The 13,680-nt window shown below is 43.5% G+C and carries 11 protein-coding genes and 1 other annotated feature (1 of these 12 only partly in view); of the genes, 1 reads left to right on the top strand and 10 read right to left on the bottom strand.

Annotated elements, in window-relative coordinates:
* Nucleotides 1-311: 311 nt before the first annotated feature.
* From M1E09_RS20790 to M1E09_RS20805, 4 genes are all read right to left on the bottom strand, one after another.
* Nucleotides 312-1,325, bottom strand: coding sequence for an NAD-dependent epimerase/dehydratase family protein (locus M1E09_RS20790; RefSeq protein ID WP_456272703.1), 1,014 nt, complete (start codon nt 1,323-1,325; stop codon nt 312-314).
* Nucleotides 1,326-1,339: 14 nt separating this feature from the next.
* On the bottom strand, nt 1,340-1,939 hold the full coding sequence (locus M1E09_RS20795; RefSeq protein ID WP_456272704.1) for a hypothetical protein: 600 nt from the start codon (nt 1,937-1,939) through the stop codon (nt 1,340-1,342).
* 168 nt (nt 1,940-2,107) lie between these two features.
* The gene (locus M1E09_RS20800; RefSeq protein WP_456272705.1) at nt 2,108-2,863 is read right to left on the bottom strand and encodes a (S)-benzoin forming benzil reductase; all 756 of its coding nucleotides are present in this window, start codon (nt 2,861-2,863) and stop codon (nt 2,108-2,110) included.
* Nucleotides 2,864-2,989: 126 nt separating this feature from the next.
* Nucleotides 2,990-5,365, bottom strand: coding sequence for a putative bifunctional diguanylate cyclase/phosphodiesterase (locus M1E09_RS20805; RefSeq protein ID WP_456272706.1), 2,376 nt, complete (start codon nt 5,363-5,365; stop codon nt 2,990-2,992).
* A 174-nt stretch (nt 5,366-5,539) separates the two neighbouring features.
* Between M1E09_RS20805 and M1E09_RS20810 the strand changes: the two genes are divergently transcribed.
* A complete protein-coding gene (locus tag M1E09_RS20810; RefSeq protein ID WP_456272707.1) occupies nt 5,540-5,767 on the top strand; it encodes a hypothetical protein in 228 nt (75 codons plus the stop codon).
* Nucleotides 5,768-5,878: 111 nt separating this feature from the next.
* Here the strand turns inward: M1E09_RS20810 and M1E09_RS20815 are convergent, their stop codons facing one another.
* From M1E09_RS20815 to tyrS, 6 genes are all read right to left on the bottom strand, one after another.
* Nucleotides 5,879-7,858, bottom strand: a complete 1,980-nt coding sequence (locus M1E09_RS20815) for an ABC transporter permease subunit (protein WP_456272708.1) — start codon at nt 7,856-7,858, stop codon at nt 5,879-5,881.
* Nucleotides 7,859-7,979: 121 nt separating this feature from the next.
* Complete coding sequence (locus M1E09_RS20820; RefSeq protein WP_456272709.1) at nt 7,980-8,900, bottom strand: DUF1002 domain-containing protein; 921 nt, start codon at nt 8,898-8,900, stop codon at nt 7,980-7,982.
* Nucleotides 8,901-8,962: 62 nt separating this feature from the next.
* The gene (locus M1E09_RS20825; RefSeq protein WP_456272710.1) at nt 8,963-9,502 is read right to left on the bottom strand and encodes a GNAT family N-acetyltransferase; all 540 of its coding nucleotides are present in this window, start codon (nt 9,500-9,502) and stop codon (nt 8,963-8,965) included.
* A 54-nt stretch (nt 9,503-9,556) separates the two neighbouring features.
* Complete coding sequence (locus tag M1E09_RS20830; protein ID WP_456272711.1) at nt 9,557-10,336, bottom strand: nuclease-related domain-containing protein; 780 nt, start codon at nt 10,334-10,336, stop codon at nt 9,557-9,559.
* 1,555 nt (nt 10,337-11,891) lie between these two features.
* Complete coding sequence (locus M1E09_RS20835; protein ID WP_456272712.1) at nt 11,892-12,092, bottom strand: cold-shock protein; 201 nt, start codon at nt 12,090-12,092, stop codon at nt 11,892-11,894.
* A 120-nt stretch (nt 12,093-12,212) separates the two neighbouring features.
* Complete coding sequence (gene tyrS / locus M1E09_RS20840; protein WP_456272713.1) at nt 12,213-13,460, bottom strand: tyrosine--tRNA ligase; 1,248 nt, start codon at nt 13,458-13,460, stop codon at nt 12,213-12,215.
* 94 nt (nt 13,461-13,554) lie between these two features.
* Nucleotides 13,555-13,680 (bottom strand) — a binding site (T-box leader) (it continues 157 nt past the right edge of the window).

The following is a 13,680-nucleotide window of genomic DNA, read 5'->3' on the forward strand; positions in this document are numbered from 1 at the left end:
GTCCCGCTAGTCCCGCAGGAGGTCGCGCACCTTCCGCTCCAATCCGCCTACGTTCAGGAAGCAGCGGCAAATAACCTTAAAAGTAACCTCTTTAAGATTAGAGCCTAATAACATGAATGAACCGCATGAAGTCAAGAGTATATAACCTTGATCTCATGCGGTTTTATTTTCGATTATTTCTACTTAAATCAATTAGCTTTCAACTTATGTCCCAGCCTCTTTTGTTTATTGTACTGCCTCTTTAACGCTGTAAATCATTAAAAGGGACTGTCCCCTATGGTGCGTTAAAGGGCTAAAGTGTTACATCACTTTCATTTACTGCGCGGCTGCTCGATGACAGACCAATCTTGCAGCAGGGAGGCTTCTTGTTCTGCTGTCAGACCTGCTTTAAGTTCTGCAGGGCCATATTCCTCGGCCCATCTCAAAGTATCTTCAATAGTTTCCCGGGGGTTTCTGAGAACCAGTCCTTTATTTAATGCCCTTGAGTAATCAGCCAGGATAAAGCCGTCAGGATATTGATCATTTACAGGTATCCACAACGGCAGCCCGGTAAACGGCGCAACCTCTCTCTCAGTGAGAAACGAGTCTTCAACCCATTCCTCTGATGTATGGGCAGGAGCAATGTATTTCAGGTCTTCCACAAATTCCTTCATGGTGTATCCCTGATTCGGCCCCGTCACATTGTAGGTTCCGGTTTCCCCTTCCTCTGCCATGAGGATAACCCACTGGGCGAGGTCCCGCACATCGATCCATTGAATGACTCTTTCTTTGCTGCCTGGAACAAGGACTTTGCCTCCTTGTGAAAACCGCTTCACCCAGTATGTAAATCTGTCGGTTGTGTCATCTGGCCCTACAATGAGACCCGGCCTTATATTGAGGACTCTTCCTGGCAAAAGCTCTTCCAGCTTGTCTTCACACAAAGCTTTCAACGGCCCATACGTTTCGCCATTGACCTCCTCAGTTGATGGGTCGGTCAACGCCCCCGTTGCATCGCCTTCTTGAGCTTCACCTGTTAAGAATTCCTTATAGACAGAAATCGATGAAATGAAAATATACTTGCTGATCCGACCCTTTAACGCTGCAGCCGATTCTCCCGCAATTCTTGGAGTGTAGGCTGACGTATCGATAACGGCGTCCCAGCTTCCCTTCTCCAGTGAGGCCAGATCACCCGTTTCCCGGTCACCAGTTAATTTATGAGCTTCAGGAAATAAAGCGGGATTGGTTTTACCACGATTGAACAAAGTGACATCATGCCCTTTTGATAGAGCCGCTTCGGCAATATGTTTTCCTAAAAAAGATGTTCCGCCAAGCAGTAACAGTTTCATAGAATTTTCCTCCTCTACTCTTCCCTCATATCCGTCATCGTTACTTTAAAAACATATGCCAAGTCTGCTTCCTCAATGCCATCTGACAAAGATCCATCTTCCTCGATCCCCACCGTTCTTAATCCGCTGCCTTCCGTGCCAATCCACGCTGCAAGATAAACAGATCTATCTTTCACAATACTTACTTTCTCATTAAGCAGTGAGGTAAAAGACCATGCCCCGACTCCCTTGGCCTCTTCATACGTTTCCAGGAGGCCGTCCATGCTCCCGATAAAAAAATCCACTTTTTCCTCTCCTTTGTTATAGCCAAAGGATACAAGCGCATGATCAAATTCTTTTTCAACTTGGCCAAAGGAAGAAGCTCCTTCGTCTGTCAACAGGCCTTTTTTATAGACATCCACCGAGTACTCAAGGTCGTCCCCTTCACCCAGCTTGCCGTTCAAATCAAAGTATTCAATACCATCTATCCCTGTCTTGCTGATTAATGTGTTCTCTTCTTCACTTAATGGATGAGGTTCTATGGTTAATTGGCTGCCCTCTTCTTGCTCTTCTGAACAGCCTGCTTCAAAGGCTGTTAAAATCACCATAAGAAGTGCTGCCGCGCGCTTTTTCATTTTCTCTCCCCCTCTATAGCCAGCTATAACTATACTATTAGCTGAAGAAGGTGCTGATTCCTCTATTTGGGAGGTTTATCGGTACCCACTGTCAGTTCCTGCGAGAAAGGGAGCCAACTCACAAACAGGATAATAAAAAGAGCCGGCTTCAACGCCAGCTCCTCACCATTACACCAGTGCATTAATCTGATAGATTTTCCCGTTCTCAATATTATCGCTTGTCAGAACCTTCACCAAAGCTCCCGCTACCGTATCAGCATCTCGCAGCATTCCTTCTTCCTTGTACTTCTTGAAGGTTTCCACGTCGTTAAAAGCCGACTTTGCAGATGAACGGATTGTCGATTGCATGTCGGTATCCATAATCCCTGGACTGAACGCAAACACTCTATGGCGGCTTTTCTCATTTTCAAGCTCCAGCGCAGCCGTTTGTGTAAACATATTAATACCTGCCTTCGTACTGCAGTAAACGCTCCATCCTGATATCGCCCTGCTGCCTGCCCCTGAAGAAACATTGGCAACAACCAGCCTGGCCTTTGAATCCTTAACCTTTTCTAAAAATATGTTACTGATAAGCATGGGAGCAAGCAGATTCACATTTACGTTCTCAGCTGTTTTCACTCCGTCAAGACTGCCTGCGGTTTCAATAGGGTCAACCATACCGGCATTATTGATCAAATAAACGCTATCAGAATCCTCCCCAAACACTTGGTCCGCAATGTCAGCAAAAACGCTTTCCACTTCAGTACTGTTTGCCAGGTCACAAGTAAAATGGGAATACTCAGCATGATTTTCCTCTGCCAGTTTTTTCAATTCCGTGTTCTCAGAACGGGAAGCAGATATGACATTCAGTCCTTTAGAAAGCAGCTGTTTTGCAGCAGCAGCCCCCAGCCCTTTTGAAGCTCCTGTAATGATTGCATAGTTCATGGCCTTCACTCCTTTTGTCATGAGTATATTAAAATTCTTCTTACGAATAAAGTTTATCGCCTTTAAGTCGACCAAGTAATCATTCCATTAACAAAACCTCTTCTGCTAAAAACAGAAGAGGTTTTGTTATACTGCCGATGCCAGATAATTCTCCATAACCAGTTCAGGCGGCAAAGGACGGCTGAAGTAGTAACCCTGGATATTGTCGCATCCAAGTTGGTTGAGCATGGTTACTTGTTCCTCAAACTCCACTCCTTCCGCAATGACCCCAAGTCCATTATGAAATGCAATGGACAGAATCGTTGAGATCATCGCGGACTGGTCGGTTGCAAGCACATCTACAAACGATTTATCAATTTTTATCACATCAATTGGAAGCTTATCAAGATAGCTGAGCGAACTATAGCCTGTACCAAAATCATCGAGACTGATTCTGATTCCGAGTTCTTTCAGTTCCTGCAGCCTACTGATTGTAACCTTCTCATTGAACATTGTCATACTTTCCGTAATTTCAATCTCAAGCAAGGACGAAGAAATATCATGGGTTTCCATAATATCCTGCAGATTGTCCAGGAATGAAGGGTTTGCAAACGAACGCTGCGACACGTTGATAGATACGGGAATTCCCCTTAATTCTGTCGACTGCCACTCGTTTAGCTGACGGCAGGCTTCCCGGGTCACCCAATCCTCCAGTTCTACAATTAAATTCGTCTCTTCTGCTGCCGGTATGAATACTCCCGGTGATATCAATCCTTTTACAGGATGTCTCCATCTGACAAGGGCTTCAAACCCGATCAATTCATTCTCCCGTGCATTGATTTTAGGCTGATAATGGAGAAGAAGCTCATCCCGTTCAATCGCTTTCTTCAATTCGTTTTCGATAATGATCTTTTCTATATTGCTGTTATCAAACTTATTTTCATAGACGGCATAATTATGGAAGGCATTATTTGAGACAGAAGCTCTTGCCGTATCTGCACATTTAATAAGCAGTTCCGGCTCTTCCCCATTTTCCGGATAGGAGGAAATCCCCGTCTTCATCTCCATATAGATTTCATGCCCTTCAACGAAAAAGGGAATCTCAAGGATTCTCTGCAGTTGATCGAGAGCCGGTTTAAGGCCCCTTCCATTATGTGCAGGGACCATGCAATACATCTCATCTCCGCCAAACCGTGAAACAACACTTCCATTAGGCAATACGGATGTCAACCTCATGGACAGTTCTTTAAGAACCTGATCACCGATATGATAGCCGAACACATCGCGAATCGTTCTCAAGCGTCCGTAATCAAGACTGTAAATGAAAAAGGGAGTCTTCTCCTGCACTGCTTCCTCTACTTCAGAAGTGAACCTCCTTCTGTTGGGAAGCCCTGTAAAGTCATCATAATGAAAAAGGTATTCTATTGTATTGGACTGCTTTTTATTTTCAGTAATGTCCTTTGTAATAGCATAAACACCGACAATTTCCTTCTCAATCTCAATCGGGACTCCCGTTACATTTAAGAACCTGACAGATTGATCTTTTGTGATAATGCTTAACTCCATCTGCTGAGGCTCCCCGTTTTTAGCCAACTCAAAATGCTGAAGGGTCCCGTGAAGCTGTGATGGGGACACAATATCCTGAAAGCTCATCGTCAAAAGCTCGGCTTCACTGTATCCTGTAATATGTTCCGCAATTTTATTGACTGTCGTAAAAGCCCCATTCAAATCAAACGAAAAGACGGCATCCGGATTATGATCAAATAGAGATTGAAAGTGCTGCTCACTGGCCTGTACCTTTGATAAGTTTTCAAGGTTTCGCTGTTCACCAAATAAGTCAGGGACGACAGACAATACCCACACCATAAATACCTCCAGCGCATACGGAAGCATCGATAAATGAAGCCCTGGATTCTCTTCATTTATAACAGGCAGAACCGACATGGCCGTAAGATAGGGAATTCCCGCCAAAGCAATTCCGGCTGCAGCCGAACCAATGATCACCCAGGCATTCGTATCAACCTTCCCTGTCTCCCTGCTGATTTGGATGAGAAACCTGAGAGAGTAGAAGGAGATGGCCAGTGTCAACATGAAGGTCATAACCATCAGGATCGGCTTCACCTCGGCCAATTCAGAGAACAGAATAAAAACAGCGGTATAATCCGCTACCAAAATCACCAGCGTTAAAGCCAGGCCTCCCAGTAAATACATCCAGGTATTCAATTTTCTTTGAATCGCCAGCTTCAAAGCGAAATATGTTCCGAAAACACAGCTCAATAAAAAGGTAATAATATAGAAAGTGAAATTAGTGCTTTTATAGGGGAAGTCCAGTGCCAGCACAACAAATAAGTTGGTAAGGAAAAAGGTGGTACCGATTAATACGGCTTTCCAAGCATTTGAACGGATCAATCTATTGAACATCGATTCGTGCTGAACAGACTGAATCATTAAAAAGCCATTTATAACAGAAAAAAGAATGCTCCAAAAAACATAAGGCAGAAGTATTCCATAGTCAGTAAGCAAAGTTTCGCCTCCGCATTCAAATTTTTATATCTGATAGGTCTTTGGTTTTATATCTATTTTATACTAATTCTAAATAAAATCCCAGTATGATTTCAGGTTGAGTATAAAACAGTTTAACTCTCAGGGTGGAGTGGTAAAAAACAATAATAAACTACTACTTAAGGGAGGTACGACATGAAGAAGCGAGCAGCCTTTTTAACTGTCCCACTCAGCTTGGGCATCTTGCTTGCCGGCTGTACTGATTTTGCCGAGCAGGAACCAGAAGTTGACGAAGAAATCACAGATGAAGAAAGCGGCGAAGACACCCCCGGAGCCGAAGAAGATAACTTTGATGATGATGAAGGCGGCACGGAAGGCGATCCCGAAGAGCCTGATTTAGATGAAGAGCCTTCAGAAGAATAATAGAAAGGCAGAAAAGTCCCGTTCAGAAGTGCCACCTAATTCCCAAACCTAAAAATCTTTATACTTTCTTTCAAAATAACCCGCTGGTCCATAGGATCAGCGGGTTTTGCGTCAATGATCGATCGTTTTTGCCGGCGTGATGGTAAAATCGGCTGGGACCGGTTTGATGGCTTTCTGTGGAGTAGCCGTCTCTCTTTTTCTCTTACGTTTGATGATGTTCACACCCACTTTTTTCTGCTGAATCTCTTTCACTCCCTGCACAATGAGCTGCATGGCGATGATCGAGATCATGAACGCTGCCAAAGGAGCCAGAACAACAGCATAGTTACCCGTCATTAGAGCATTTTTCGTGGAACTGATCAGCCCTGACCATTCAAAGGTGGAGGTCTTTGGCGGGTCCGGCATGTCACCCCGTGTCACACTCGTCCCCCCCAGGAACAAGTGGAACAATCCAAGATGGACTAGGATGAACAGAACTTGAATGAATTGCTGTCCAAAAAGGATGAACAGCCTTGGCGCAAGATGCGGAAACAGGTGTGTCCATAAAATATGGCGGTTGCTGCCGCCCATCAGCTTTGCATTCAGAATGAACTCCTGCTTGGACAGCTCCCTCATTTCATTTCCGATCAAAACCGTCGTCAGCGGTATAACGAGAATCGTCAATATGAATGCTTCAAACAGAAGCTTCTCGAGTAAAGAATACTCGATCCCGAAGAACGGGTCCTGCCAAAGCACCGGTCTCAGCAAAAGATATGCAATGATGCTGAGCGGCAGAAAGTGAATCGAATCCACAACCCTTGTCAGCCAGTTCTTTCTGTATTCGTTTAAATAAAAATGATAATAGACTGATAGATAAAAACCCAGGATCACCCGCAATAAAGCAACAATCAATGCGAAAATCAACGTATACTTAGCCCCGACAATGAGCTGGTCTAAAATACTGTAACCATAATAATCTGAACCGAGTAAAAGAAGCTCCGAAGGCTTATGGGGCGGAGCACTGATCAGCTTCCCTTTCTCATCGCGGAGCCAGATGATTTGTTCCACCGGTACCTTCGCGAAAATGGTATAGAGGATACTGTAAGCAATCATAGTAAACAGCGTTAGAAACCCAAAAGCAAACTTAGGATTCTTCATATGCTGCTTCCAAAGCCTCCCGAGCAGCCCGATCAATCCCCAGATTTTCCATTCTTCAATGGAAACCCGGTCTTTTTTATACCTGGAATGGTCTTCGATATCCTCGACTCTCAGCCACGTATAAATAATCTGGTAGAGGATGAAAAATGGTGTGTAAATCATGACCAGTGCCGCTGCAACCGTGATCGGCCTGAAATCTTCAACAATATAATAGGTAATGCCCCTCATATTGAATACGGTTTCAATAATGAATAAGCTGGAAAGCATCCCCCATATAATGATCTTTCCATGATGGAAAACACTTGGAGCGATATTTTTCAGAACATAGGATCGAATGATCTTTGTTTTGCCCAGACCTTTGCTTCGGGCAAATTCAACATGCGTTTTCAACATCTCCTCTTCTGTCACCAACAGAAGGATCCGGTAGAATGACAACATCGGAATGATGGAAAGCGTGATAATCGGGGCAAGATAGACCTTTTCCTCACCCAATGCGGTAAACAGCATCAACTCTATCTTGAATGTCTTATAAAAAAAGACAATGAAAAGCTGCAGCAGGAATGCAACCATAAGATCGGGAACCGTTTCAAGAAATCCCAGTGAACGCTTGACAGGCGCCATCACCCATTTCGGCATCAGAACGGTGAAGTATGTAAGAATCAATGCTATCCCAAGTCCCAACCCCAAAGAACCGAAGAGAATCTGCAGTGAATAGTAGTAAGGCTCAATCAGCATTTCCAATACATCGACTTCATATCCTTTATACATATAAAACCATGTTTCTCTTTGGGGAAAAGCAACAGCAAACTTAAAAAACTCTTCCAAGTAGCCGATGAAATTATATATTCCTCTTTCCTTGAAGGCGTGAGGGGCTATGCTGACAAACAAGATGCCGATAATTCCAAGAATATAGTAGAATGGAATTTTCAATAAATACATCAGTTTACTTTTCATGCAAACTCTCCTTTCATACTTCCGTAATTATTGTAATATTTTTGTAAAATTTATTCAATTCAAAAAATAAAAAACCCCATAATAAAACCCGGAAGATATAAGACCTTCCGGGTTAACCATTTTATTTAAATAAATCAGCCAGTGACTGGAAAAGGTTGCGGAAGAAATCGAGGATTCCCTGCAAGAAGCCTTTGCCTTCTTCTCCTACTACATCTTCAAGCTTCTGCTTAATATCATTAGAGATATCCTCCAGCTGTCCTTTAACATTATCAAAATTGATATCGAGGTTTCTCATTTTATCGAATAAGTCGATAAGGAGCTGGCGGTCTTCCGGGCTCAATTCAATATTCAGAGATTGAAGCTGTTCGCTCACAATCCGCTCGACATCTTCTTTTGTTGCCGGGTTTTGTTCAGCGATCTGTTTTTTGATCTCTGTCAAAAGCTCACTGACTTTCTCCTGGTCAAGCCCTTCTTCTTTTGCCAGTTCGGTAGCGATTCCCAACTCTTCATTGGCTACTTCCATCCGTACCGAATCAAGTTTCTCGCCGCTGACTTCGTATGCTTTATAAATTCCTGTCAACGCAGAATGCCCGCTCACCTTGATCGGTGAAGCGACAATGACAATCGCGTCTTCCACGCCCGCCGTCAGTAGGGCATTGGCATACATTTCATCGGTTACTTCAGTTATATTTCCGGGTGTAGCTCTTTCTATGATAAGGCCTTCGCCTTTTTCCTGCCTTGTGATTTTAGCTGAAGAAAACATTCTCGCGTTCCGGTCTTCACCCTGAATATAGCGGGCCAGGTCTTCTCCTGTTACCGTTATCTCTTCTACCATCTCAGGATTATCGACTTCAAGAGCCTCCCTGACTTCTTCCTTTTGAGCTTCAGAGAGAGATTCTCCCAGGACAACAATCGGAAGCCCGAATTTCTCATTTATACTATCTTTATTTTTATCTCCATCCGCTGCCATGACATTGCTGCTTCCAAATAGACCAAAAAAGACTGCAAGAATTAAAGCGATCTTACTCCATTGCTTCATCATTCAGTTAGTTCTCCTTTTTCATGAAAGATTAGGTCTTACAGGAACATCATATCACTTTCCGTTCAAAGTATGTCTACTTTTTTCTTCCATTCATCTTCCAGGATGCTCATTTCCCACAGATTCCAATACTCCTCTTCATATTTTTGGACATCTCGCTTCAGGCCCTCTTTTTGAAAACCTGCTTTTTCGTAGCACCTTAAGGCAGATTCGTTGAAGTCATAAACGCCAAGGCTTACCCTGTGGAGATTAAGGGTATCGAACGCCACTTTGAGTATTTCCTTCATCAAAGCTTCGCCTGCTCCTTTTCCCCGCATGGAATCATCCCCGATCAGCACCCGGCACACCTTGGCTGAACGATTATCGCGATCGATGCTTTCAAGGGAAATATGTCCGATCCCTTTCCCTGTATCCTTCTCGATTGCTTTATAAATGAACTTCTTGCTGTCCTCCTGGTTGGCATCTTCTATATGTGATTGGAGTTTACCATGAGTCAGGGGATAGCCGAACCCGCCTCCGCCCCACTGTATATACTCTCTTTTGGAGTCGAACCAATTAATCAGCTGGTCAAAATCGTCTTTCGTAAAATACTGTAATTCAATCATGGGTGCACCGCCTTTTTTTGTTTCGTTTACCCTGTTTAGCTTTTGGGGACACTTTTAGACAAAATAGAATGTCTTTCGGCTCCCCATCGGCTTAAAGTTATTTAATAAAATTCTCCTCACCGACTTTTTACTGCGAACAACTCTACACCAATCATATATTTGAGCTGTTGTCACTTTATGCTCAGGAAAAAGCAGCTTAAATTCAGCTGTACTTCGTAATACAGCATCATGGCATGATTCTCTCCCCCCACACTGATGACAGAAAAAACTGGAGTTGGTCAGCGCTTCATAAAACTCATTACACTCCGGGCAGGTAATCCCCTTTCTTAATCTTTCATAATTGTAGTCTGGCAGTTTGTAATCAGGTACCTTGGTTGATTGAAGAGAAAGAAGTTTTTCAGCCAATTTAACATCGGAATTCTTCAGCTCGGTTAATTGTTTGTTCAGGGTATTTTTGAAACGGTTTAGTTGTGATGGAAAGGTAATAGGGGTTTTAAAAGGGGCTTGAAATAGAAAAAAGTCGGAGTGCATGAACATAAGATGACTCATTATGGATAAGTTGTATCCATACTCATGTAGAAGTTTTTTGAATGAAATTTCTGCTCTCTGCAGCTGATGCAGGGGATTCTTGACTTCTTTCCCAGCTGAAGTGTACCACCTGTCTCCATCTAAATAAAAGTCACCTTCATAATACTTCACTTCAAAAAGATAAATAGTATCTGCGCAGATGAATAATGAATCAATCTGGAAGAGGGTGTGATTGTGTTCAAATAGGAGATCATTTAAAATGATTGTTTTGCTTTCAAGTGACTCAGCCCATTTATCAAATTCCAATTCTCCTAGGTAGCCTTTGAGAAGATTTTGATACCGAGCCTCCTCCTTTGCTTTAAGAATGGTTCGGCAGTTCAGGGATTTAAGGATCCTCAACTCTTTCGATTCGCTCCTGGTTTTCATTATCAATTAGCATTGCTCCCTTCTGTATTTGGTTTTTATTGTACCATATTTTACCTTATGCTTTTTGTTTTACTTATTATTTATCAGCGGATTTGAAATTTGAAACTCTAGATGGGGTTTATCTCTTGGTTATTTGCCAGCTGGGTCTTTGCTTTTCCACCTAGATGGTCTTTATCTCTCGGTTATTTACCAGCTGGGACTTTGCTTTTCCACCTAGATGGTCTTTATCTCTCGGTTATTTACCAGCTGGGACTTTGCTTTGTCCCCTAGATGGTCTTTACCCCTTGGTTATTTGCCAGCTAGCTATTTTTGGGATTACTTAGATGGCCTTTATCCCTCAGTTATTTACCAGCTGGGACTTTGCCGCGCCCCCTAGATGCTCTTTACCCCTACGTTATTCACCAGCTAGCTATTTTTGGGATTACTTAGATGGCCTTTATCCCTCGGTTATTTACCAGCTGGGACTTTGCCGCGCCCCCCTAGATGGTCTTTACCCCTTGGTTATTTGCCAGCTAGCTATTTTTGGGATTACTTAGATGGCCTTTATCCCTCGGTTATTTACCAGCTGGGCCTTTGCTGCGCGCCCTAGATGCTCTTTACCCCTTAGTTATTCACCAGCTAGCTATTTTTTGGATTACTTAGATGGCCTTTATCTATCGGTTATTTACCAGCTAGGACTTTGCCGTGCCCCCTAGATGCTCTTTACCCCTACGTTATTTACCAGCTAGCTGTTTTTTGAATTACTTAGATGGCCTTTATCCCTCGGTTATTTACCAGCTGGGACTTTGCCGCGCCCCCTAGATGCTCTTTATCCCTTAGTTATTCACCAGCTACCTGTTTTTGGGATTACTTAGATGGCCTTTATCCCAGTGTTATTTACCATCCGTGCCCTTGCCGCGCCCCCTAGATGCTCTTTACCCCTACGTTATTCACCAGCTAGCTATTTTTTGGATTACTTAGATGGCCTTTATCTATCGGTTATTTACCAGCTAGGCCTTTGCCGTGCCCCCTAGATCCTCTTTACCATACGTTATTCACCAGCTAGCTATTTTTTGGATTACTTAGATGGCCTTTATCCCACTGTTATTCACCAGCTAGGCCTTTGCCGCGCCCCCTAGATCCTCTTTATCCCTCCGTTATTCACCAGCTAGCTATTTTTTGGATTACTTAGATGGCCTTTATCCCACTGTTATTCACCAGCTGGACCTCTGCCGTGCCCCCTAGATCCTCTTTACCCCTCAGTTATTTGACAGCTATACCTATTTCAAGTTCCTTAGATGGTCAATACTCATCAGTTATTAACCATCCATGTGGTAAATTGAACCCTCAGAAGTCAACTGACTGCCTTATCAATCTTTACAAGCTATATAAAGGGGATAAATAACAAAAAAACAAGCCCTCAAAAATGAGGGCTTGTTTATAGGGTGTATCATTATTAGACTTTTTGTACGTTTGTCGCTTGAGGACCGCGTTGGCCATCTTCGATATCGAACGTTACTTCTTGGCCTTCGTCTAATGATTTGTATCCTTCGCCTTGAATAGCAGAGAAGTGAACGAATACATCGTCTCCACCTTCACGCTCGATGAATCCAAAACCTTTTTCACTGTTGAACCATTTTACTTTACCATGTTCCATTTTTCTTTTTCCTCCTAATGTGTAACAAAACTAAAATTTCGTTATAGTATTTTACTTAAGTTATTATTCCCAGTCCGCTCATCTTTAAACATCATTTACCAAAACTTTTTTATTTTCTTTTCAGCCCAGCTTAATTTTGGTGAATTTCCGCTTTCCGACCCCGATAATCATCCCGTCCGTCAAGGTAACCACAAGCCCTGCGTCCTCAATTTTGCTGCCATCGATTTTCACACCGCCGTTTGCAATCATCCTGCGGGCTTCACTTTTGGAACTCAACATATTTAATTCAACCAGCAGGTCTACAATCGGAGTCTCCAGCCTTCCATCCCAGAGAACAGCAGGAATGTCATCCGGTATGCGGCCTTTTTGAAAAACCGCCTTAAACTGTGCCTCTGCATCCAGCGCAGCTGTTTCACCGTGGTACATTCTCACAAGCGTTTTGCCGAGAAGCATTTTTGCATCACGCGGATGAAGGCTTCCATCAGCCAGGTTATCGGCAATCTCCTGCTTTTTTTCCAGAGACAAGTCGGTCGCCAGCTCGAAGTATTTCACCATCAGTTCATCCGGAATCGACATTGTCTTTCCGAACATTTCATTTGGATTCTCATCGATGCCGATGTAGTTGTGTTTCGACTTAGACATTTTATCCTTTCCGTCCAAGCCTTCAAGCAGCGGCATCATGATCACGACTTGCTTTTCTTTGCCGTAATGTTCCTGCAGACCACGTCCCATCAAGACATTGAAGTGCTGGTCAGTCCCTCCAAGCTCGATATCACTTTCGAGTTCAACCGAATCGTAGCCTTGCATAAGGGGGTAGAAAAATTCATGAAGAGAAATCGGCTTCCCGGCTGACAGCCTTTCAGAGAAATCATTTCGCTCCAGCAGCCTTGCTACCGTAATGCTTCCTGCCAAATGGATTACATCCTCTAAATTCAATTGTTTCAGCCATTTAGAGTTGTAGAATAGTTCTACCCTTTCCTGTTCAAGCACCTTGCCGAACTGCTCAAAGTATGTCTTGGCGTTATGCTTCACCTCTTCATCAGTGAGCTGTTTCCGTGCAACTGACTTGCCCGTCGGATCACCGATTTTTCCAGTGAAGTCGCCGATAATCAGTTGCACAATGTGGCCGTTATCCTGAAACTGCCTCATCTTGTTGAGGACTACTGTATGGCCGATATGAACATCCGGTGCAGAAGGGTCAAGGCCCAGTTTTATCTTTAAAGGCTTATTTGTCCTGATCGATTTTGCGATTTTTTGCTTCAGCCCGTCTTCCGGAATGACTTCCTGGGTTCCTCCCGCATAGATCGCGAACTGCCTCTCTACTTCTTGTATTTGCTCTTCCGTCAGGTTCTTCATCCACTCTGTCATTTGATTTTCCTCCTCTACATTATTTTCCTCACGCTGACACCCCTCCGCCTGCGGGAACTTTCTCTAAGAAAACACAAAAAAACCACATCCCTAAAAAAGGGACGTGGTTTTGACACGCGGTACCACCCTTGTTGAAGATCACTCTTCCACTCGAAGATATAACGGCTCAACCGTCCTTTGCTACTGATAAGCTGCAATCACATACATTGCTCTGTTCCAT

This window comes from Bacillus sp. AK031, from assembly GCF_053903065.1.